A 20,933-nucleotide genomic window follows, 5' to 3' on the forward strand; every position below is an offset into this window, starting at 1 on the left:
ACCATCCTGATGGCCGCCCGCGCACCGCGCGGCGCGGCCATTTTGCAAGCCGCCGATTTTGCGGCAGAGTGAAGCCGTGGCCCTGTTCGCGGTTCTGTACCTCGTGCTTTTCATCTTCTGGCTGTTGTTGATCAGTCGGGTGATTGTCGAGTTCATTCGCAGTTTCGCACGCGATTGGCGCCCTACCGGTGTGGTGGTGATCCTGCTGGAGGTCATCTTCACGGTGACCGACCCGCCGGTGAAACTCCTGAGGCGGTTGATACCTCCTGTGAACCTCGGGGGTATTCGGCTCGATCTGTCGATAATGGTCCTGCTCTTCGTGGTCTTCATCCTGATGTCCATCGTGGGTAGGCTCGGGCAGCCCGTGACCTCCGTGTGACATACTGAATCGAGAAGACCGCTTGCTAGTTCTCCAAAAGACGCGTGAAGGGATCCTTCGATGCCGCTGACTCCTGCCGATGTGCATAACGTCGCGTTCAGCAAACCGCCGATCGGTAAGCGCGGCTACAACGAGGACGAGGTCGATGCCTTCCTGGACCTCGTCGAGCAGGAGCTTTCGCGCCTGATCGAGGAGAACGCCGACCTGCGCCAGCGGGTCGCCGAGCTCGACACCGAGCTGGCCGATGCCAAGAAGAACCGTGCATCCGCCCCGGTCAACGCCGTGAAGGCGCCGGTCCAGCAGGCTCCGCCGCCAGCACCTGAACCTATCGCGCCACCGGTCCCAGCCGCGCCGCCCGCGCCGATGCCGGTCGCCGCGCCGGTCCGGGACAACTCCGGTCCCGACGCGAACATGCAGGCCGCGAAGGTGCTCACCCTGGCGCAGGAGATGGCCGACCGGCTCACCACCGACGCCAAGACCGAGGCCGAGGGACTGCTCTCGAACGCGCGGGCAAACTCCGAGCGACTGGTCGGCGACGCCCGCACCCGCTCGGAGGCGATGATCGCCGACGCGCGCCAGAAGTCCGACGCGATGCTGGCCGACGCGCAGAACCGTTCCGACACCCAGATCCGGCAGGCCAAGGACAAGGCCGAGGCGCTCACCGCCGACGCCGAGCGTCAGCACGCCGAGATCATGGCCACCATCACCCAGCAGCGCACGGTGCTCGAAAGCCGCATCGAGCAGCTGAAGACCTTCGAGCGCGAGTACCGCGTGCGGCTGAAGTCGTACCTGGAGTCGCAGCTGGAAGAGCTGGAGAACCGCGGGTCGGCCGTTCCGGTCGACGGTGGCGAGTTCGCCGGCGAGACCAACGGTTCGGCCAACAGTCTGGCTCCCGCCTCCTTCGCCAAGGGCGGCAAGTAAACTGGACCCGGGTCGCGCGGCACGCCGCGTGATCCGGGAACGCCCAGCTTTCATCGGGCTGCTCGGGTTTCTTGGGAGTCAGCATGCTCGTCTTGACGCTCGTCCTCGCGGCAATCGGTTTCGGTCTGCTTGTCGCGGCGCTCGCCACCGGTTCGGTGTTGTGGGCGTGGGGTTGCATTCTGATCTGCATGATCGGCGCCGCCACGCTGTTGGTGAGTGCGCTGGCCTCGCGAAAACCCGAGAACGACCCGGTCCGGCCCGGACGGCACCACGCGCAGCGTGCCGAGGGGCGCAGCCGGTGGGACTGACCGCGGAATATCCGCTGGACGGTCCCCGCTAGAATCGAAGAACACACGGCACTGATCCGGCCATCACCGGGGAGCCTTCGGAAGAACGGCGCTCGCGCTCAGTAGAACCGAACGGGTGAGCCCGTCACAGCTCACACAACGAGAGGCCCGCACCGCTTCCCACCAGGGGCGGAACGGGCAAACGGGGTGGTACCGCGGTACGGCGCACCGGCGCCGGCATCGTCCCCGTGCCCAGGATTCGCGCCGACGGCGCGGCGGCACGAGGAGCAGATCCGCGATGGCGGACGAGACAACCACCGGTGCATACCCCCGGGTCGACTTCGGCGCCGGTTCCGGCGCGTCGTTCCCGGAACTCGAACAGCAGGTCCTCGACTACTGGGCCGGCGACGACACCTTCCGCGCAAGCCTGCGCAACCGGGACGGCAACGACGAGTTCGTCTTCTACGACGGCCCGCCCTTCGCCAACGGCCTGCCGCACTACGGTCACCTGCTCACCGGCTACGTCAAGGACCTGATCCCGCGCTTCCAGACCATGCGCGGCAAGCTGGTCGACCGCCGCTTCGGCTGGGACACCCACGGCCTGCCCGCGGAGATCGAGGCCGAGAAGCAGCTCGGCATCACCGACAAGGCGCAGATCGACGAGATGGGGCTGGCCGAGTTCAACGCCGCCTGTAAGTCCTCGGTGCTGCGCTACACCGGCGAGTGGCGTGACTACGTCACCCGCCAGGCGCGCTGGGTCGACTTCGACAACGACTACAAGACTCTCGATCTCGACTTCATGGAGTCGGTGATGTGGGCGTTCAAGTCGCTCTACGACAAGGGCCTGATCTACCAGGGCTTCCGGGTGCTGCCCTACAGCTGGTACGAGCAGACACCGCTGTCGAACCAGGAGACCCGCCTGGACGACGCCTACAAGATGCGGCAGGACCCCGCGGTCACCGTCGACATGCAGCTGGTCGTCCCGGCCGAGCATCCCCTGGCCGCGCTCGACGGCGCGAACGCGCTGATCTGGACCACCACGCCGTGGACCCTGCCGTCCAACCTGGCGATCGCGGTGCACCCCGACGTGCGCTACGTGCACGTACGCGGCGCCGACGACAAGCGCTATCTGCTTGCCGCCGAACGCGTCTCGCACTACTCCCGTGAGTTCGGCGACGAGCCGGAGGTGCTCGGCGAGTACGACGGCGCGGCCCTGGCCGACCTGTCCTACCGCCCGCCCTTCGACTTCTTCGTCGGCCACCCGCACGCGCACCGCGTGCTCACCGCCGACTACGTCACCACCGACTCCGGCACCGGAATCGTCCACCTCGCACCGGCTTTCGGTGAGGAGGACATGGACGTGGCCGCGGCCAACGGCATCGAGATCGTGCAGCCGCTGGACCCGGCGGGCAAGTTCACCTCGATGGTGCCGCCGTACGAGGGCCTGATGGTCTTCGACGCCAACCCGGTGATCATCAAGGACCTCAAGGCCGCCGGAAAGCTGCTGCGGCACGAGACGATCGAGCACTCCTACCCGCACAGCTGGCGTTCCGGCCAGCCGCTGATCTACATGGCCGTGCCGTCCTGGTTCGTCGCGGTCACCCAGTTCCGTGACCGGATGGTCGAGCTGAACAAGCAGATCAGCTGGGTGCCCGAGCACATCCGCGACGGCCAGTTCGGCAAGTGGCTCGAAGGCGCGCGCGACTGGAACATCAGCCGGAACCGCTACTGGGGCAGCCCGATCCCGGTGTGGGTCTCCGACGACCCGGCCTACCCGCGCGTGGACGTCTACGGTTCGCTCGACGAGCTGGAAGCCGACTTCGGCGTGCGCCCGCAGGACCTGCACCGGCCCTACATCGACGAGCTCACCCGGCCCAACCCCGACGACCCGACGGGGAACTCGACCATGCGCCGGGTGCCCGAGGTGCTCGACTGCTGGTTCGAGTCGGGCTCGATGCCCTACGCGCAGGTGCACTACCCGTTCGAGAACAAGGAGTGGTTCGACAGCCACTTCCCCGGCGATTTCATCGTCGAGTACAACGGGCAGACCCGCGGCTGGTTCTACACGCTGCATGTCCTGTCGACCGCGCTGTTCGACTCGCCGTCGTTCAAAACCGTTGCCGCGCACGGCATCGTGCTCGGTGACGACGGCCTGAAGATGTCGAAGTCGAAGGGCAACTACCCCGACGTCAACGAGGTCTTCGACCGCGACGGCTCCGACGCGATGCGCTGGTTCCTGATGAGTTCGCCGATCCTGCGTGGCGGCAATCTCATCGTCACCGAGCGCGGCATCCGCGAAGGCGTCAGCCACGCGCTGCGCCCGCTGTGGAACGCGTGGACCTTCCTGCAGCTCTACGCCTCCAAGCCCGGACAGTGGCGCACGGATTCGCCGAACGTGCTCGATCGGTACATCCTGGCCAAGCTCGCGGCCACCCGGGACGTGATCACCGAGGCGCTCGAGACCTACGACATCGCAGGCGCCGCCGACGAGCTGCGCTCCTTCGCCGACGCGCTCACCAACTGGTATGTGCGCCGGTCGCGTTCGCGGTTCTGGTCCGAGGACCGCGACGCGGTGGACACGCTGCACACGGTGCTCGAGGTGGTCACCCGCCTGGCCGCGCCGCTGCTGCCGCTGATCAGCGAGGTCATCTGGCGTGGGCTCACCGGCGAGCGCTCGGTGCACCTGACCGACTGGCCCGCCGAGACCGAGCTGCCGCACGATCCCGAACTCGTCGCCGCCATGGACGAGGTGCGGGTGGTCTGTTCCACCGTGCTGAGCCTGCGCAAGGCGCAGAATTTGCGGGTGCGGCTGCCGCTGGCCGAGGTCACCATCGCCGCGGCCGACGCCGAGCGGCTCGCGCCGTTCACCGCGCTGATCGCCGACGAGGTCAACGTCAAGAAGGTCGACCTGACCACCGACGTCGCCGTGCACGGCCGGTTCGAGCTGGCCGTGAACGCGCGCGCCGCCGGTCCGCGCCTGGGCAAGCAGGTCCAGACGGTGATCAAGGCCGTCAAGGCGGGGGAGTGGACGGAGTCGGCCGACGGTGTCGTCACCGCCGCCGGGATCACCCTGCTGCCCGAGGAGTACACCCAGCGCCTGGTGGCCGCCGAACCCGAGTCCACCGCCGCCCTGCCCGGCAATGCCGGTCTGGTGGTGCTGAACTCGGTGGTCACCGAGGAGCTGGAGGCCGAGGGCTGGGCCCGCGACCTCATTCGCGACCTGCAGGAGACCCGCAAGTCGCAGGGCCTGGACGTGTCGGACCGGATCAGCGTGGTCCTGGACGTGCCCGCCGAACGGGCCGAGTGGGCCCAGATCCACCGCGACCTGATCGCCGGGGAGATCCTGGCCACCACACTGACGTTCGCTGTGGCGGGCCCGGATGCCGCCGAGCTCACCGGCGGGGTGCGGGCTTCGGTCAGCAAGGCGTAGATCGCCGTAGAGAGGGGCGGGGCCGGAAACGGCCCCGCCCCTTTCCGGTGGCGATGGTGTCGGCCGCCGATCGGTCTAATCGGCTGCGGCGCACGCGGATTCGCATACCTCGGTCATTCGGCGACACGCTCGATGCTGAAAATTTGCCAAATGAGGGATATTCGCCGGATCGTCGGGCACAATCTGACGCGTTGCTGCTGATGCGCATGGAACACGCTCAGGTGACAGTGACTGCTCGTGATGATTGTCCTGTGGAAACGGTGTCGCGCCGGGAGTGAGTCATCCCCGGCGCGCCACCGGATCAGCCGGTCGGTCAGGCGATGCCGCCCGATAGCCGACCGGCTGTCATGACCGAGCACGAACGCCTAGTCGACCAGCTGGCGCAGCAGCGGCCCGTACTCGGGATGAGCCAGCGCCGAGGCGAACTGCGCGACCAGGTAGTCGGCCGGGTTGCCGGTGTCGTACCAGCGTCCCTGGATGACCTGCCCGTACACCGCGTGGTTGGCGGCGTAGTTGTTGATCGCGTCGGTCAGGTACACCTCGCCGGTCTGGTGGGTGTACCAGTTGTCGGTCTGCACCTGCAGCTCGTCGATGATGCCCGGCGTCACCACGTACCCGCCGATGGCCGCGTAGGCCGACGGCGCGTCCTCGGGCTTGGGCTTCTCCATCAGGCCGGAGATGCGCAGCAGACCTTCGTCGAGGTCCTCGCGCACCACGGGCACGCCGTAGCGCTGCGACTCGCCCGGCGCCATCGGTAGCAGCGCGAGCACCGGGCAGCCGGTGGACTCGTAGGCGGTGATGAGCTGCTGGGCGCGCGGTACCTCGGCGACGAACACGTCGTCGGGCCACAGCACCAGCATCGGCTCGTCGCCCAGGTGCCGGGCGGCATTGAGCACGGGTGTGCCGTTGCCGTACGGACCGTGCTGGTCGAGATAGGTGATGTGACCGGCGCGCGAGAGCTCACCGACCTCTTCCACCGCGTCGGCATAGGCGGACTTGCCGTCGGCGCGCAGCTGCGCGACCAGTGCCGGGTTCGGGCGGAAGTGATCCTGGATCAGCGACTTGCCGCTGCTCACGACGATGGTGATGTCGGTGATCCCGGAGGAGACCAGCTCGCGCACGGTGTGCTCGATGACCGGTTTGTCGCCGACCGGCAGCATCTCCTTCGGCGTCGCCTTGGTCAGCGGGAGCAGCCGGGAGCCGATTCCCGCAGCCGGAATGACAGCCTTGCGGATCTTCATCCACCGATCATCACATATCCGGCTGAGTGATCGCTGTGTCACGGCTGTCAACAGGCTGCCGAATCTGTCGGCGGGCCCGCGTAGATTGCGGGCGTGAGGACCGACGCCACCACCGCCGGCGTCCCGGCCAGGGCCGATGCGGCGGTCACCGCCCGCCGCTGGGTGCTGCACATCGATATGGACGCTTTCTTCGCCTCGGCCGAGCAATTGACGCGGCCGACCCTGCGTGGCAGGCCCGTTCTGGTCGGCGGCGCGGGTCAGCGCGGTGTCGTCGCGGGCGCCAGCTACGAGGCCAGGGTCTACGGCGCGCGCTCGGCCATGCCGATGCATCAGGCCCGGCGGCTGATCGGCGTGTCGGCCGTGGTGGTGCCGCCGCGTGGCGCGGTGTACTCGGTGCTCAGCGCCCAGGTGTTCGACACGCTCCGCAGCCGCATCCCGGTGCTGGAGACCCTGTCGTTCGACGAGGCGTTCGCCGAACCCGCCGAGCTGGTCGGTGCGAGCGTGGCGCAGGTCGAGGAGTATTGCGCGATGCTGCGCGCATTGGTCGACGCGCGCACCGGACTCACCGCCTCGATCGGCGCGGGCACCGGCAAACAACTCGCCAAGATCGGCTCCGGCCTGGCCAAACCCGACGGCATGCGGGTGATCTCCCCCGCCGAACAGGGCGAACTGCTTGCCGGGCTGCCGGTCCGCAAACTGTGGGGGATCGGCCCGGTCGCCGAGAGCAGGCTGCGCAGCCTCGGCATCGAGACCGTCGGCGCGTTCGCGGCGCTGCCGGAATCCGAGGCCGCCTCGATCCTGGGCGGCAGCATGGGCGCCGCGCTGCACCGGCTCGCCCGCGGCATCGACGACCGCCCGGTCACCGAGCGCGCCGAGGCCAAGCAGATCAGCGCCGAGAACACCTACGAACGCGACATCGTCACCCTGCCCGACCTGCGCACCGCCATCACCGCCATGGCGGCATCAGCGCACCGCAGGCTCGAACGCGACGGCCGCGCGGCCCGCACGGTGGTGCTCAAACTCAAGAAGTCCGACATGAGCATCGTGACCAGGTCGTTCACCTTGCCCTACGCCACCGCCGACCTCGCCACCCTGTCCGCGGCCGCGCAACGATCCGCCATCGATCCGACCGAACTCGGCCCGATCCGGCTGGTCGGCGTCGGCTACGGCGGACTGTCGCTGGTGCGCCAGGAATCGCTGTTCCCCGAACTCGACCAGGCGGTGCCGGAAGACCTGGCCGCAGAGGCGGTCGAAGACACCACGCCACCCCCCGACGACCCCCATCCTCCTGCCGGACAATGGTTTCCGGGCATGGACGTCAGCCACCCCGAATTCGGGCACGGCTGGGTCCAGGGCGCGGGCTACGGCGTGGTGACCGTCCGTTTCGAGACCAGCTCGACAGGCCCGGGCCCAGCGCGTACGTTTCCGGCCGACGACGAGCACCTGACCCGGGCCGACCCGCTCGCCAGCCTCTCGTGAGTATTGACGTCCTCCCGCCCCGAAGGGTAGGCATTCCGGCCTGCACGGGTTAGGCCGCGCTTCCGGTGGGTTCCTGCTTCACGGCCGGTCGCGCACCTGAAGGCACGTCTGACACCAGCTCCACAGGCGTTGAGCTGTCCGCGCGTCCCGCGGCCAGAATGTTGTTCGCGGCGTTCAGGTCCCGGTCGTGGGTGATACCGCAATCGCACGTCCATGAGCGGACATGCAACGGCTTCGCTCCGGTCAGTGCGCCACACTGTGAACACAGCTGGGAGGAGGGGAACCAGCGGTCGACCTTGCCGAAGACCCGCCTGTACCGGACAGCTTTCCCTTCGATCATGCGGGTGAACATGCCCCATCCTGCAACGTGCGCCGACTTCGCCAATCGGGTTCGCGCCAAGCCTGAGACGCACAAGTCCTCGATGTACACCGCTTGGTTGTCGCGGATAATCGTCGTGGACTGTTTGCGCGCCCAATCCCTGCGCGTGTCGGCCACCTTGGTGTGCGCCCTCGCGACCTTGATTCGTGCCTTGGCCCGGTTCGCTGAGCCCTTCTACTTGCGTGACAGCGACTGCTGTGCGGCGCGCAGCTTGCGTTCGGCGCGGCGTAAGAACCGAGGATTGTCGATCGTTTTCCCGTTCGACAGCACCGCAAACGCCGTCAGACCCAGGTCGATACCCACTTCGGAATCCGAGGGTGGGAGCGGGACGGACTCGACCTCGACCACGAAGGAAGCGAAATATCTGCCCGCCGCGTCCTTGATCACAGTCACACTCGAGGGATCCGACGGCAGCACCCGTGACCAGCGCACAGCTACATCGCCAACCTTCGGCAGCCTCAGCTTCCGACTCGAGGTCACCGTGAACCTGGCATTACGAGTGAACCGGATCGATTGCCGATTGTCCTTGCGGGACCGGTACTTCGGTGGGCGACCCGCGCACCCTTACGCCTGCCGGTCAACGAGGCGAAGAAGTTGCGGTACGCGGTGTTCAGCTCGGCGAGTGTCTGCTGAAGAACCACCGACGACACTTCCCCGAGCTATTCCCGTTCCGCGGTCGCCTTCGAAGCAGTCAGCCGTTTGGGCACTCCGCATCGCTGACCCGCTGACCGGCTTCGAACGCTTCGTGGCGAGTCCGCAAGGCATCGTTGTAGACCACGCGGGCGCACCCGAATGCCTTCGCCAACGACCGCTGTTGCCACATGGTGGGGTACAGACGGAAGTTGTATCGCAGCTGCACACGCCGACAATACCTTTGGGCTATGACAGAAGGTGGCGATGTCCACACCGGCCTGTAGGGCGGCGCTTCGGCAGGTCTCCGGTAGCCTCGGCTACCGCGATGGAACTCCCACCTCGAACGCAAAGGACGAGCAGTTGAAGCTTCGTACGACCGGACGTGTCGCGATCGCCGGACTGGCCGTGGTCGCCGCCCTCGGGCTGAGCGCGTGCAGCGACGACAAGGGTGACAAGCCCGCCGCCAAGACCACCACCAGCGCCAAGGCCGCGGCCACGACCGCCGCGAACCTGCCCCCGGTGCCGACGGTGGAGGAGCTCAATGCGCAGCTGAACACCGCGCTGGATCCCTCGGTCCCGAACGAGGAGAAGGTGGACTTCGTGCAGGGTGGTTCGGCCGATCCCGAGCTGCCGAACCGGTTGGCGCAGGCTGCCAAGGACGCCAATGTGCAGGTGCAGGTCACCGAGGTGACCTCGTTCGGCGAAAGTGTCAATGCCAAGGCCAACTTCACGGTCAACGGTCAGACCAATGTCGTGGATGTGCCGTTCGTGGCCGAGGACGGCAAGTGGAAGGTCCAGAAGTCGTGGGCCTGCGGCATGCTGACCAACCTGGGTCAGCAGTCGGTCGCCTGCGCCTGAGTTTTCGGAGCGCTGGCGCGCTCGAGTTCGCTGTGTTGTTGGAGCGCTGGCGCGCTCGAGTTCGCGGCCCCTTGTGTCCCGCCGGTCAGGCACCGTTGCTTGCTCCTTCGTCGCCTACGCAACGGCACCTGACCGGCGGGACGGCCGCGAACCGCCGCTGACGCGGCGGACCCTCCTCGAGGTCGGGTCGTGCGGGGCCGGGAGTACGGGAAGTGACTGAGCGATGTTCGCGTTTCGACCGCCGTCGTCCGCGCCGCTACTATCGGGCCCCGTGGTAGAGACGATCGTGCGGCAGGGGAATCCGCCCAAGGATGCTTCGGAGCCCGCACGACGGGCCCGGCTCGGCGGGTGGGCGCGCATCGTCGCGATGGTCGCCGCCCTCGTCGGTGTGCTGAGCGCGGTCGCCATCCCGTTCCTGCCGGTCCGAGTCGACACCGCCACGGTGGCCTGGCCGCAGCGCGGCACGACCACCTCGATCGAATCCCCGCTGGTCGCCTACGCTCCCGCCGCCCTGTCGGCCACCGTGCCGTGCGCCGCGCTGAGCACGCTCGCCGAGAGCGGCGGCGTCGCCGTGTCGACGATTCCGCACCAGTCGGCCGACATGGAGAAGTACGGCTTCGTCGTCAAGGTCGTCGCCGACACTCCCGACCGGCCCGGCCGCGTCGACGTGGTGTCGCGCTCGACACTGCTGTGGACGGCGCCGCTCGCCGACGTGCTCGGCAACACCTGCGCGATCGCCGTCGCGATCTCGCCGCAGGAAGCCGCCGTCACCGCGACGGGCCTCGGTGCCTCCGGCGCGACCGTGCCCGCCGATCTGCGGCCCCAGGTGGTCGGCGTCTTCAGCGAGCTGACCGGCGCACCGCCCGCCGACCTCGCGGTGCAGGTGGTCGCCGATTCCCGCTACACGACCTCACCGACCTGGATCAAGCTCGCCGCGATCGTGCTGTGCCTGCTCGCGACCGCGCTGTCGCTGTTCGCCCTGCACCGGCTGGACGCGCTCGACGGCCGCTCGGCGCGCCGGTTCCTGCCGCAGCGCTGGTGGCGGCTGCGGCCGGTCGACTGGCTGGTGTTCGCGGTCCTGGCCGTGTGGCATTTCATCGGCGCCAACACCTCCGACGACGGCTACATCCTCGGCATGGCCAGGGGCGCCCGCAGTTCCGGCACCATGTCGAACTACTACCGCTGGTTCAGCGTCGACGAGGGCCCGTTCTACACGCCCTACACCGACATCATCGGCTGGATCACCCACATTTCCGCCGTCAGCCCGCTGGTCCGCCTGCCCGCCCTCGGCGCGGGCCTGCTCACCTGGTGGCTGATCAGCCGCGAGGTGCTGCCCCGGCTCGGCGTGGCGGTGCGCCGCCAGCGGGTCGCGACCTGGACCGCCGCGCTGGTGTTCCTGGCCTTCTGGCTGCCCTACAACAACGGCCTGCGCGCGGAATTCGTGGTCGCGCTGGGTGTGCTGGTCACCTGGGTCTCGGTCGAACGCGCCATCGCGACCCGGCGGCTGCTGCCCTTCGCCGTCGCGGTGATCGTCGCCGCGTTCACCCTCACCGGCGCGCCGTCGGGCCTGATCTGCCTCGGCGCGCTCGTCGCCGGCGCGCGCGTCGTCACCGCGGTGATTGTGCAGCGGGCGAAATCGGTCGGCTATCTCGCGCTGCTGCTGCCGATCCTGGCGGCGGGCACGGTCGTGCTGACCGTGGTGTTCGCCGACCGGACCCTGGCCGGTGTGCTGGAGATGTTCGAAGTGCACGGCAAGATCGGGCCGGGGGAGTCCTGGTTCTTCGAGTTCCTGCGCTACCAGTACCTGCTGCAGCTCAATGCCGACGGCTGGCTGACGCGGCGCTTCGGCGTGTTCGCCATGCTGCTCGGCCTGATCGTGTGCACCGCGGTCATGCTGCGCCGCGGCGGCCACATCCCCGGCACCGCGGTCGGCCCGACCCGGCGCATGCTCGGCATCACCCTGGCCGCCATGGTGCTGATGATGTTCTCGCCCACCAAGTGGACCCACCAGTTCGGCGTGTTCGCCGGCCTGGCCACCTGTGTCGCCGCGGTGACCGCGGTCGCGGTGAGCTCGGATGTGCTGCGGCCGTTGCGTAATCGCGCGCTGTTCGCCGCCGCGGTCTTCTTCGCCATGGCCATGACCTTCGTCGGCGCCAACGGCTACTGGTATGTGTCCTCGTGGGGAATCCCCTGGTGGGACAAGCCGCCGACGGTCGCCGGTTTCGGCCTGTCGACCGTGTTCGCCGGTCTGACTTTCCTGGCCCTCGCTGTCGCCGCGTGGTTCCACATCCACCCGAACCCGAACCCGAAGCCACGGGCCGGACGGCTGACGGCGGTGCCGGTCCTGGCCGTCGCGGCCGCGCTGATGGTGCTGTTCGAACTGGCCTCCTTCGCGAAGGCCACGATCGCCCAGTATCCCGCCTATTCGGTGGCCAGCTCGAACTTCGAAGCCGCGTTCGCGGGCGGGTGCGGTATGGCCGACGAGGTGCTCGTCGAGACCGACCCGAACGCGTCCATGCTCGCCCCGCTGACCGGCGATGTCGCCACCACGATGGCGGGCGCCGACTCGACCGGCTTCCGCCCCGACGGCGTCGCCCCCATCCTGACCTCCGACGAGGTGGAATCGACCACGGGCCAGGCGAATTCGGTGTCCGACGACCCGGACAAGCTGCGTGACGCCTCGACCTCCGCCGGTTCGGAATCCCGGCAGGGCTCGCTGCAGCTCCCGTTCGGTCTCGACCCGGCGACCACCCCCGTGCTCGGCAGCTACCGCTCCGGCGCCCAGGAACCCGCCTCGCTGACCACCGGCTGGTTCCGCCTGCCCGACGGCCCGCGCGGCCCGCTGCTCGCGGTCTCGGTGGCAGGCCGGATCCGGTCGGTCGACGCCGACGGCATCGTGCACCCCGGTCAGGAACTCCTGGTCGAATACGGCACCGCGGCCCCCGACGGCACGGTCACCGTGACCGGTCAGGTCATGCCGATCGACATCGGCCCCGCCCCGACCTGGCGCAACCTGCGCGTCCCGCTCGACCAGCTGCCCGCCGACACCGGCGTCGTCCGGCTGGTCGCGCAGGACAAGGATCTGGGCCCCGACCAGTGGCTGGCGGTGACCCCGCCGCGCATGCCGCAGACCACCACGCTGAACGCGCTCGTCGGCCGTGACACCCCGGTGCTGCTGGATTGGGCGGTGGGCCTGCACTTCCCGTGCCAGAACCACCTGCCGACCTACAACGGCATCTCGGCCCTGCCCGAGTACCGCATCCTGCCCGACCGCAACGGCGCCACCATCACCAACCTGTGGCAGGGCCACGACGGTGGCGGCCCGCTCGGCTGGACCCAGCTCCTGTTCACGGCCCGCACCCTGCCGACCTACCTGAACAACGACTGGGACCGGGACTGGGGCTCGATCGAGCAGTACCTGCCCTTGGACAACGGAGCCGTGCCTGCGAAGCCGACAGTCGACTCCGAAAATCGTTGGGGAACATGGACCCCGGGCCCCGTCGTCACTGCTTGGTAAGCCCGATCTGTGCGATCGAACGCACGCGGTGTCGACATGCGCTGAGTATTCACTTAACGCTCCGATGGTCCAGATTTCGACCGATCGGCGGGGTAGTGAATGTTCGGCGCTGCGATCAGCACGAGTGTGCGGCGATGCGCTGCGCCAGATCGGGCAGGTCCGCCCCGGTCAGGCCGGGGTAACCGTGCAGCATGGCCCGCCACCGGGCCGGGACAGCGGAGGCACCCCAACGCGCACCGAGCAGTCCACCCGCGATGGCGGCCGTGGTGTCGGTGTCGTTGCCCGCGCGAACGCAGGCTTCCAGCGCGCGGGGCAAATGCTCGGGGGTCGACTGGTCGGTCGTGGTGATCGCCCACCAGGCGGTCTGCAGGGCGTGCACCACCCAGCCGTTGTTCGGGAAGTCGTCGGGCGTACCGTTCTCCGCCTCGTCCAGGCGCGCGGTCCAATAGGCCGATTGCGCTGAGCCGCCCACGTATTCGCGCACCCCACCGAAATCGGCGTTCAGCACCGCATGCCGGACCGCGTAGGTCCATATCTTGCACGCCTCGACGGCATGCTCGTCATAGTGCGTGAGCATCCCGACCCGCCCCGCCGCCGCCACACATTCGGCCGCGTCGTCGAGATAGGCGAGCGCCACCGGCGCGGTCCGCATCAACGACCCGTTCCCACCGGTCCGCCCGGTCAGCGACATCGCCACCACCTGCATATCCAGCGCGGAAGAAGGCCTGGCCGACAACACCTTCCAGGTCTGATTCCCGATATCCGGCGGCTTCGAATCGAACCACGCGACAAACCCCGCCGCCACCGCATCCAGATCGATCCCCGGCTCGTTCACCGCGGCCAGCACGATCGCCAACGCCATCGACGTATCGTCGGTCCACTCACCCGGCGCCCAATCGAAGGGCCCACCCCCGATCATGTCGATCACCGCCGCCGGCCCAGGCTTGGTGAACTCGTACCCCGCCCCCAGCGCGTCCCCCGCGGCCCCACCGACCAGCACCCCCGCCACCCGATCGGAAAACCCCGCATCCTGCACAGACCCACCCCTTTCGGGCGCCCGCTCCGATTGTTCAGCGGTCGAGCCTACCGGTCGGATTGTACGACACACCAAGAGTTCGCCCCGGCGCGCCAGCCGCAGCTTCCGGACGATTCGGCGCGACGCCCGCGCCACTGCCTACCGCCTGATCCGGCTCGGGTTCAGCGCGTGGCGACCTCGCCGACCGGTTCGGCGATCGAGCCGGCGTGGCGTGCTCGGCGGGCGCGGCGCAGGGCATCGGTGGTGAAGACGGCGAGGGCGGCCCAGATCAGGGCGAAGCCGGCCCAGCGGGAGGCAGGCATGGGTTCGTGCATGACGGCGACGCCCCAGGCCATCTGCATACCCGGGGTGAGGTACTGCAGGATGCCCATCATCGAGAGGGGGACGCGCTGGGCCGCGACGGCGAACAGCAGCAGCGGGACGAGGGTGACCGGCCCGGTGGCCAGCATCAGGCCGAAATGGGCGGGGCTGGAGGTGAGTTCGCTGCGGCCGGTGGCCAGCAACACGATCAGGAAGGCCAGGGCGAACGGGACGGCGACGATGCCCTCGGCCGCGATGCCACGCAGCGCGTCGAGCCGGATCACCTTCTTCACCAGGCCGTAGGTGGCGAACGAGCCGGCCAGTATCAGGGCGATCACCGGTGGTCGGCCGTAGTCGACGGTCAGCACGACCACCGCGAGCGCGCCGAGCCCCAGCGCCACCCACTGCGCCCTGGTGAGCTTCTCCCGGAACAGCGCCACCCCGATGGCGACCGTCACCAGCGGATTGATGAAGTAGCCCAGCGCACACTCCACGATGTGACCGGTGGTGACGCCGAAGACATACACGCCCCAGTTCAGCGACAGCGCCGCGGAGGCGAGGGCCGCCATCCGCCAGGTCCTGGCATCGATCCCGCGCAGTCCACCCAGCCGCCCGGTCACCGTGAGCAGCAGCAACACCACCGCCAGGGTCCAGATGATCCGCTGCGCCACGACTTCGGCGGGCGAGGCGAAGGCCAGCAATCCGAAGAAAGCGGCGAACAACCCCCAGATGAGATAGGCGCCGGTACCGAAGACGACACCGGGCGGGGACGAGCTGCGCTGCATTCATCCCATGTTACGACTGACGTAGCCTGACGAGCATGTCCATTTCCGTGCAGGAGCCCGCGGCGACCGGGCTCACCGCAGCACAGGTCGAACAACGACGCCGCGACGGGCGAACCAACGATGTGCCCGCCAGGGCCAGCCGGTCGGTGCGCGACATCGTCCGCGCGAACGTGTTCACCCGCATCAATGCCATTCTCGGTGTGCTGTTCCTGCTGGTGATGTCCACCGGCTCGATCATCGACGGCATGTTCGGCCTGCTCATCGTGGCCAACAGCGCGGTCGGCATCATCCAGGAGATCAGAGCCAAACGGACCCTGGATCAGCTGGCGATCGTCAGCCAGGCCAAGCCGACGGTCCGCCGCGACGGCGTCGCCGAGCAGATCGCGCCGGGCGAGGTGGTGCTCGACGATCTGATCGAGCTCGGCCCCGGCGACCAGATCGTCGTCGACGGCGAGGTGGAGGAGGCCGCCGCGCTCGAGATCGACGAGTCGCTGCTCACCGGCGAGGCCGATCCGATCGACAAGGGTGTCGGCGCCCCGGTGATGTCGGGCAGCTTCGTGGTGTCGGGTTCGGGCGCCTACCGCGCGACCAAGGTCGGCAAGGACGCCTACGCGGCGAAGCTGGCCGAGGAGGCGAGCAAGTTCACCCTGGTGCATTCGGAGCTGCGTTCCGGCATCGACAAGATCCTCAAGTTCATCACCTACCTGCTGATCCCGGCGGGTGCGCTGAGCATCTACAACCAGCTGGTCTCCAGCAAGGAATCCTGGCGGCCCGCCGTGTCGGGCATGGTCGCCGCGCTGGTGCCGATGGTGCCCGAGGGCCTGGTGCTGATGACCTCGATCGCGTTCGCGGTCGGCGTGGTGCGCCTGGGCAAGCGCAACTGCCTGGTGCAGGAACTGCCCGCGATCGAGGGCCTGGCCCGCGTCGACGTGGTGTGCGCCGACAAGACCGGCACCCTCACCGAGAACGGCATGCGCCTGTCGCACATCGAACCGCTCGGCGCCTTCGACGAAGCCCAGGTGCGTCAGGCGCTGGCCGCCCTCGCGAGCGACGATCCGCGCCCGAACGCCAGTGTGCAGGCCATCGCCGAAGCCCTGCCGGACGCGCCGGGCTGGTCGCAGACCGCCATCGCCCCGTTCTCCTCGGCCAAGAAGTGGAGCGGCATCTCCTATGGCGCCCAGGGCGATTGGCTGCTCGGCGCGCCCGACGTCCTGCTCGATCCCACCTCCGCCGACGCGGAGCACGCCGAACAGCTCGGCTCGTCGGGCCTGCGCGTGCTGCTGCTGGCCCGCGGCGACCGCCCTGTCGACGCCGCCGACGCTCCCGGCCAGGTCGAGCCCGCCGCGCTGGTCGTGCTCGAGCAGAAGGTGCGTCCCGACGCCAAGGGGACTCTCGAATATTTTGCCAGCCAGCATGTCTCGATCAAGGTGATCTCCGGCGACAACGCCGTCTCGGTCGGCGCGGTCGCCTCCTCGCTCGACCTGCCCGGCGGCGACCACCCGGTCGACGCGCGCACCCTGCCCGAGGACCGCGAGGAACTGGCCGACGTCCTCGACCACGACACCACCTTCGGCCGCGTCCGCCCGGACCAGAAACGCGCCATGGTCGGCGCCCTGCAATCGCGCGGGCACACCGTCGCCATGACCGGTGACGGCGTCAACGACGTCCTCGCGCTCAAGGACGCCGACATCGGCGTCGCCATGGGCGCGGGCAGCCCGGCGACCCGCGCGGTGGCCCAGATCGTGTTGCTGGACAACAAATTCGCGACCCTGCCGTATGTGGTGGGGGAGGGCCGCCGGGTGATCGGCAATATCGAGCGCGTCTCGAACCTGTTCCTCACCAAGACCGTGTACTCGGTGCTGCTGGCGTTCCTGGTCGGCCTGGCCGGTGTCGGTTCGCAGATCTTCGGCTACGACCCGATCGGGTATCCGTTCCTGCCGCGCCACGTCACCATCGCGGCCTGGTTCACCATCGGCATCCCGGCGTTCATCCTGTCGCTGGCGCCGAACAACGAGCGCGCTCGCCCGGGGTTCGTCGGCCGGGTGATGCGCCTGGCGGTGCCCTCGGGTGTGGTGATCGGCGTCGCGACGTTCGTGGCCTACCTGATCGCCTACGCCGGTCCGGAAGCCTCGGAGACGCAGAAGGTCCAGGCGGGCACCACCGCGCTGATCACGCTGATCATGATCGCGGTGTGGGTGCTCGCGCTGGTGGCTCGGCCGTACGTGTGGTGGAAGGTGGTGCTGATCGCGGTGTCGGTGCTGGCCTACATCGCGCTGTTCACGATTCCGTTCACCCGCGAGTTCTTCAAGCTCGATCCGTCGAACCCGCGGTTGACGCTGGCCGCGTTCGTGTGTGGCGCGGTGGGCATCGTGCTCGTCGAGCTGGCGTGGTGGGTGCAGTCGCGGATGTCGGGCAACCGCGGCAAGTTCGTTCCCGCGGTCGGGGCCCAGGGCGCGTGACAGACCGCTGACCAGGCCGGGTCCGTCTCGAGAACCCTTGTGCCCGGCGAACATTCGGTGTTGGAGTACCTTTGCGCACTATGGAGGTATTGCTGCACCAGATCGACGCGTTCGCCGACGCACCGTTCTCGGGCAACCCGGCCGCGGTCATGCCGCTGCCCAGCTGGCTGCCGGATGCGCTGCTGCAACAACTGGCCGAGGAGAACAACCTCGCCGAGACCGCGTTCTATACCTCCGAGTTACCCCCGGACGCCGGTGTCCCGCCCGGCGAATGGCCCGCCTTCCACCTGCGCTGGTTCACCCCGGCGGTGGAGGTCGATATGTGCGGGCACGCCACGCTGGCCTCGGCCACCCAGATCATCGAGGACCTGCATCCCGAACACGACCGGGTCAGCTTCTACACCCGCTCCGGCTGGCTGCACGTGGATCGCACCGACGACGACGAGTACGTCCTGGACCTGCCCGCCCTCGCCTCGGTGCGGGTCGACCCCGATCCGGCGCTGGTCGCCGCGCTCGGGGTCACTCCGGTCCGCGCCTACACCGGCCAGGACGAGGTGATCGTGGTCGCCACCGAAGCCGAAGTCCGTTCCGCCACACCAGATCTCGGTGCGTTCCCCGTCCTGTCCCGCGGCGCGATCCTCACCGCCCCCGGTGACACCGCCGATGTCGTCTCCCGCTTCTTCGCCCCCGGCGTCGGCGTCCCCGAAGACCCCGTCACCGGCTCGGCCCACGCCCAGCTGATCCCGCTGTGGAGCCGCGAGCTGGGCCGCACCACCCTGAGCGCCCGCCAGCTCTCCCGCCGCGGCGGGACCTTGCGCGCCGAACTGGCGGACGACCGCGTCCTGCTCCTCGGCCGCTGCCGCCGCTACCTGGACGGTGTGGTCACCCTGCCCGACTGAGATCTACGCGGCGGGCGACTACTCGGTGGGAACCGGGGCGTCGTCGGGAGTCGGGGCGACCACGTCGGTGGCCTCCGGCAGCAACGGCGCCACCGCGAAACGTCCGGCGACCGCGTCGGCGGGCAGTGCCTGCACCGCCCGGACGCCGGGTTGCGCTGCCAGGTCACGTAATTGGGGGAGCGTGCCGCGCACCACGAGCCCGGCCGTGCACGCGCAGCCGGCGCGCAGCCTGGCCTCGGTGACCCGGGCGATATCGGCGCCGCGCTGATCGCGGTACCGCTGGGCGGCGAGCAGGCCCGCCGCGGCATCGGCGGATTTCACGGCGGGTTCGTCGCCCGCCGGGGTGGCGACGGTGATCACCGGCGTCTGCACCCGGTCGATCGCCACGTGCTGGATCACACCGGAGATCCGCAATCCGCCGGACGCGGCCGGAATCTGTTGCGGGGTCAGGTAATCGGTGAACGACAGCAAGGCCCAGTGCGGGTCGGTGTCGTTGCCGGACAGCGAGTTTCGCGACTCGTCGAGGTAGTCGTCGACCCGCTCGCCCTGTGCCGGACCGAGCCGATCGGTCGTGATACCCGTCGACGGTCGCGGATTCACGATGCCGAGCACCACGACGACCACGGCCAGCACCACCGCCGCACCGAGGATCAGCGGGATGCGCCAGGGCGACCGCCGCTGCTCCGGATCCGGCTCGGCGGCAGCGGGCGCTGCGCCCCCGCGGTCGTCCGGCACCGTGTCCGGCGCCGGTTCGGACGACCGCGGGTCGTCAGGCATTGCGTAGTACGTCCAGGGCGTTCGCCAGGTCGTCGGGGTACTCGCTGGAGATCTCGAGCCAGCGACCGTCGGCGGGATGGTGGAAACCGAGCTGACGGGCGTGCAGCCACTGCCGTTCCAGGCCGAGGCGCTTGGCCAGGGTCGGGTCGGCGCCGTAGGTCAAATCGCCTGCGCAGGGATGGCGGACAGCGGAGAAGTGCACCCTGATCTGGTGGGTGCGGCCGGTCTCGAGGTGGACGTCGAGCAGGCTGGCCGCCTGGAACGCCTCGATCGTGTCGTAATGGGTGACGCTGGGACGGCCGTCACCGGTGACCGTGAACTTCCAGTCGTTGCCGCGCGCACGGCCGATCGGCGCGTCGATGGTGCCGCTGCTCGGATCGGGATGTCCCTGCACGAGTGCATGGTATTGCTTGTCGACCGTGCGTTCCTTGAAGGCGCGCTTGAGCATCGTGTAGGCGTGTTCGGACTGAGCGACCACCATCACCCCGGACGTGCCGACGTCGAGGCGGTGCACGATGCCCTGCCGTTCGTGCGCGCCGGAGGTGGAGATGCGGTAGCCCATGGCGGCCAGCCCGCCGACCACGGTCGGTCCGGTCCAGCCGACACCGGCGTGCGCGGCGACGCCGATCGGTTTGTCCACCGCGACGATGTCGTCGTCGGCGTAGAGGATCTTCATCCCTTCGACGGGGGTGGCCTCCACGACCAGCTCCCGCTTGGGTTCGGGGAACACCACTTCCAGCCAGGCGCCCGCGGTCAGCCGGTCGGACTTGCCCGCGGCGACACCGTCGAGCTGCACCGAGCCCTCCTCGGCCAGCGCGGCCACCGCGGTGCGCGACAACCCGAGCAGCCGGGACAGGCCGGCGTCGACCCGCATCCCGTCCAACCCGTCGGGCACGGGCATCGTTCTGGTTTCTCTCATGCGGTCTCCTCGCTGGTGTGTTTGCGACCGCTGCGGGTGCCGTCCGGTTCGAAACCGAACACGGTGAGCGCGACCAGCAGAATCGCCCCGCACACGATGGCCGAGTCGGCGACGTTGAACACCGGCCACCAGCCGACGGCGACGAAATCGACGACATGACCCTGCAGCGGGCCGGGGTAACGGAAGATCCGGTCGACCAGGTTGCCCAGCGCGCCGCCGAGCACCATGCCCAGGCCGATCGCCCACCACAGCGAGCGCAGCGTGCGCCCGATCCGGATGACGCCGATCACCACCGCGGCGGCGATCAGGGTCAGCAGCCAGGTCATGCCGGTCGCCATCGAGAACGCCGCGCCCGGGTTGCGCACCAGGGTGAATCGCGCGAAATCGCCGATGATCGGCACCGATTCGCCGGGATCGATGAGGGCCACGGCGAGGCATTTGGTCAGCAGGTCGAGGCCGAAGAGCACGGCGGCGATGATCAGCAGCATCGGCAACCGGCGGGGACCAGCGGGTTCGGCCTGGCCTGCGGTCTTCGGCGCGGCGTCGGTCGCCGGTGCCGCTGCGTCGTCGCCGGTCTCGGGGACGGCAGCGTTGTCGGTTGGCCGGTCTTCACTCACGCGACCATCATTCCCTA

General features: G+C 68.9%; 16 protein-coding genes and 1 pseudogene. 9 read left to right on the forward strand and 8 right to left on the reverse strand.

Annotated features, from left to right (window positions below; genetic code table 11):
* Positions 1-76 precede the first annotated feature (76 nt).
* The 4 genes from IEY60_RS29145 (at position 77) to ileS (ending at position 5,017) form a co-directional block, all read left to right on the forward strand.
* Positions 77-379 (forward strand): YggT family protein, encoded by a 303-nt coding sequence (locus IEY60_RS29145; RefSeq protein WP_189033702.1) that lies wholly within the window; start codon positions 77-79, stop codon positions 377-379.
* A 60-nt stretch (positions 380-439) separates the two neighbouring features.
* Positions 440-1,300: a DivIVA-like cell division protein Wag31 gene (gene wag31, locus IEY60_RS29150; RefSeq protein ID WP_189033703.1), complete on the forward strand. Its 861-nt coding sequence runs from the start codon at positions 440-442 to the stop codon at positions 1,298-1,300.
* A gap of 83 nt (positions 1,301-1,383) precedes the next feature.
* Positions 1,384-1,608, forward strand: a complete 225-nt coding sequence (locus IEY60_RS29155) for a hypothetical protein (protein ID WP_189033704.1) — start codon at positions 1,384-1,386, stop codon at positions 1,606-1,608.
* A gap of 277 nt (positions 1,609-1,885) precedes the next feature.
* On the forward strand, positions 1,886-5,017 hold the full coding sequence (gene ileS, locus IEY60_RS29160; protein ID WP_189033705.1) for an isoleucine--tRNA ligase: 3,132 nt from the start codon (positions 1,886-1,888) through the stop codon (positions 5,015-5,017).
* A 365-nt stretch (positions 5,018-5,382) separates the two neighbouring features.
* On the opposite strand, the gene IEY60_RS29165 is transcribed toward ileS, so the two are convergent.
* The gene (locus IEY60_RS29165; protein WP_189033706.1) at positions 5,383-6,258 is read right to left on the reverse strand and encodes a UTP--glucose-1-phosphate uridylyltransferase; all 876 of its coding nucleotides are present in this window, start codon (positions 6,256-6,258) and stop codon (positions 5,383-5,385) included.
* A 93-nt stretch (positions 6,259-6,351) separates the two neighbouring features.
* On the opposite strand from IEY60_RS29165, the gene IEY60_RS29170 reads away from it, so the two are divergent.
* Positions 6,352-7,737 (forward strand): DNA polymerase IV, encoded by a 1,386-nt coding sequence (locus tag IEY60_RS29170; RefSeq protein ID WP_189033707.1) that lies wholly within the window; start codon positions 6,352-6,354, stop codon positions 7,735-7,737.
* A gap of 49 nt (positions 7,738-7,786) precedes the next feature.
* Here IEY60_RS29170 and IEY60_RS36040 read toward each other — a convergent pair.
* Together IEY60_RS36040 and IEY60_RS36045 are read right to left on the reverse strand one after the other, a co-directional pair.
* A pseudogene (locus IEY60_RS36040) lies at positions 7,787-8,596 on the reverse strand (RNA-guided endonuclease InsQ/TnpB family protein).
* Between the two features lie 211 nt (positions 8,597-8,807).
* Positions 8,808-8,939, reverse strand: a complete 132-nt coding sequence (locus IEY60_RS36045; RefSeq protein WP_229740232.1) for a helix-turn-helix domain-containing protein — start codon at positions 8,937-8,939, stop codon at positions 8,808-8,810.
* Positions 8,940-9,109: 170 nt separating this feature from the next.
* Between IEY60_RS36045 and IEY60_RS29180 the strand changes: the two genes are divergently transcribed.
* Both IEY60_RS29180 and IEY60_RS29185 read left to right on the forward strand, forming a co-directional pair.
* Positions 9,110-9,607, forward strand: a complete 498-nt coding sequence (locus tag IEY60_RS29180; protein ID WP_189033708.1) for a WKL family lipoprotein — start codon at positions 9,110-9,112, stop codon at positions 9,605-9,607.
* A 271-nt stretch (positions 9,608-9,878) separates the two neighbouring features.
* A complete protein-coding gene (locus IEY60_RS29185; protein ID WP_229740220.1) occupies positions 9,879-13,124 on the forward strand; it encodes an arabinosyltransferase domain-containing protein in 3,246 nt (1,081 codons plus the stop codon).
* Between the two features lie 115 nt (positions 13,125-13,239).
* Here the strand turns inward: IEY60_RS29185 and IEY60_RS29190 are convergent, their stop codons facing one another.
* The gene (locus IEY60_RS29190; protein ID WP_229740221.1) at positions 13,240-14,160 is read right to left on the reverse strand and encodes an ADP-ribosylglycohydrolase family protein; all 921 of its coding nucleotides are present in this window, start codon (positions 14,158-14,160) and stop codon (positions 13,240-13,242) included.
* Between the two features lie 161 nt (positions 14,161-14,321).
* Positions 14,322-15,245 carry an EamA family transporter RarD gene (rarD, locus tag IEY60_RS29195; protein ID WP_189033710.1) on the reverse strand — a complete coding sequence of 308 codons (924 nt, stop codon included), beginning with the start codon at positions 15,243-15,245 and terminating at the stop codon, positions 14,322-14,324.
* Between the two features lie 35 nt (positions 15,246-15,280).
* Here rarD and IEY60_RS29200 point away from each other — a divergent pair, with 35 nt between their 5' ends.
* Both IEY60_RS29200 and IEY60_RS29205 read left to right on the forward strand, forming a co-directional pair.
* Complete coding sequence (locus IEY60_RS29200) at positions 15,281-17,704, forward strand: cation-translocating P-type ATPase (protein WP_189033711.1); 2,424 nt, start codon at positions 15,281-15,283, stop codon at positions 17,702-17,704.
* Between the two features lie 80 nt (positions 17,705-17,784).
* Positions 17,785-18,603, forward strand: coding sequence for a PhzF family phenazine biosynthesis protein (locus tag IEY60_RS29205; RefSeq protein WP_189033712.1), 819 nt, complete (start codon positions 17,785-17,787; stop codon positions 18,601-18,603).
* Between the two features lie 18 nt (positions 18,604-18,621).
* Here IEY60_RS29205 and IEY60_RS29210 read toward each other — a convergent pair whose 3' ends face one another.
* Genes IEY60_RS29210 through lspA form a run of 3 tightly spaced genes read right to left on the reverse strand, consistent with a single transcriptional unit; the run spans position 18,622 to position 20,916 of the window.
* Positions 18,622-19,380: a hypothetical protein gene (locus tag IEY60_RS29210; protein ID WP_229740222.1), complete on the reverse strand. Its 759-nt coding sequence runs from the start codon at positions 19,378-19,380 to the stop codon at positions 18,622-18,624.
* A complete protein-coding gene (locus IEY60_RS29215; RefSeq protein ID WP_189033713.1) occupies positions 19,373-20,299 on the reverse strand; it encodes an RluA family pseudouridine synthase in 927 nt (308 codons plus the stop codon). Before IEY60_RS29215 ends, IEY60_RS29210 begins: the two co-directional genes overlap by 8 nt.
* Positions 20,296-20,916 carry a signal peptidase II gene (gene lspA / locus IEY60_RS29220; protein ID WP_189033714.1) on the reverse strand — a complete coding sequence of 207 codons (621 nt, stop codon included), beginning with the start codon at positions 20,914-20,916 and terminating at the stop codon, positions 20,296-20,298. The genes IEY60_RS29215 and lspA overlap by 4 nt, the downstream gene beginning before the upstream one ends.
* Between the last annotated feature and the right edge of the window lie 17 nt (positions 20,917-20,933).

Source organism: Nocardia rhizosphaerihabitans (genome assembly GCF_014646295.1).
GTDB lineage: Bacteria > Actinomycetota > Actinomycetes > Mycobacteriales > Mycobacteriaceae > Nocardia > Nocardia rhizosphaerihabitans.

Coding starts and splice junctions, on each gene's coding strand:
- rarD (WP_189033710.1), bottom strand. CDS start 15,245: ATGCAGCGCAGCTCGTCCCCGCCCGGTGTCGTCTTCGGTACCGGCGCC.
- IEY60_RS29165 (WP_189033706.1), bottom strand. CDS start 6,258: ATGAAGATCCGCAAGGCTGTCATTCCGGCTGCGGGAATCGGCTCCCGG.
- IEY60_RS29210 (WP_229740222.1), bottom strand. CDS start 19,380: ATGCCTGACGACCCGCGGTCGTCCGAACCGGCGCCGGACACGGTGCCG.
- ileS (WP_189033705.1), top strand. CDS start 1,886: ATGGCGGACGAGACAACCACCGGTGCATACCCCCGGGTCGACTTCGGC.
- IEY60_RS29200 (WP_189033711.1), top strand. CDS start 15,281: ATGTCCATTTCCGTGCAGGAGCCCGCGGCGACCGGGCTCACCGCAGCA.
- wag31 (WP_189033703.1), top strand. CDS start 440: ATGCCGCTGACTCCTGCCGATGTGCATAACGTCGCGTTCAGCAAACCG.
- IEY60_RS29155 (WP_189033704.1), top strand. CDS start 1,384: ATGCTCGTCTTGACGCTCGTCCTCGCGGCAATCGGTTTCGGTCTGCTT.
- IEY60_RS29215 (WP_189033713.1), bottom strand. CDS start 20,299: ATGAGAGAAACCAGAACGATGCCCGTGCCCGACGGGTTGGACGGGATG.
- IEY60_RS36045 (WP_229740232.1), bottom strand. CDS start 8,939: ATGTGGCAACAGCGGTCGTTGGCGAAGGCATTCGGGTGCGCCCGCGTG.
- IEY60_RS29205 (WP_189033712.1), top strand. CDS start 17,785: ATGGAGGTATTGCTGCACCAGATCGACGCGTTCGCCGACGCACCGTTC.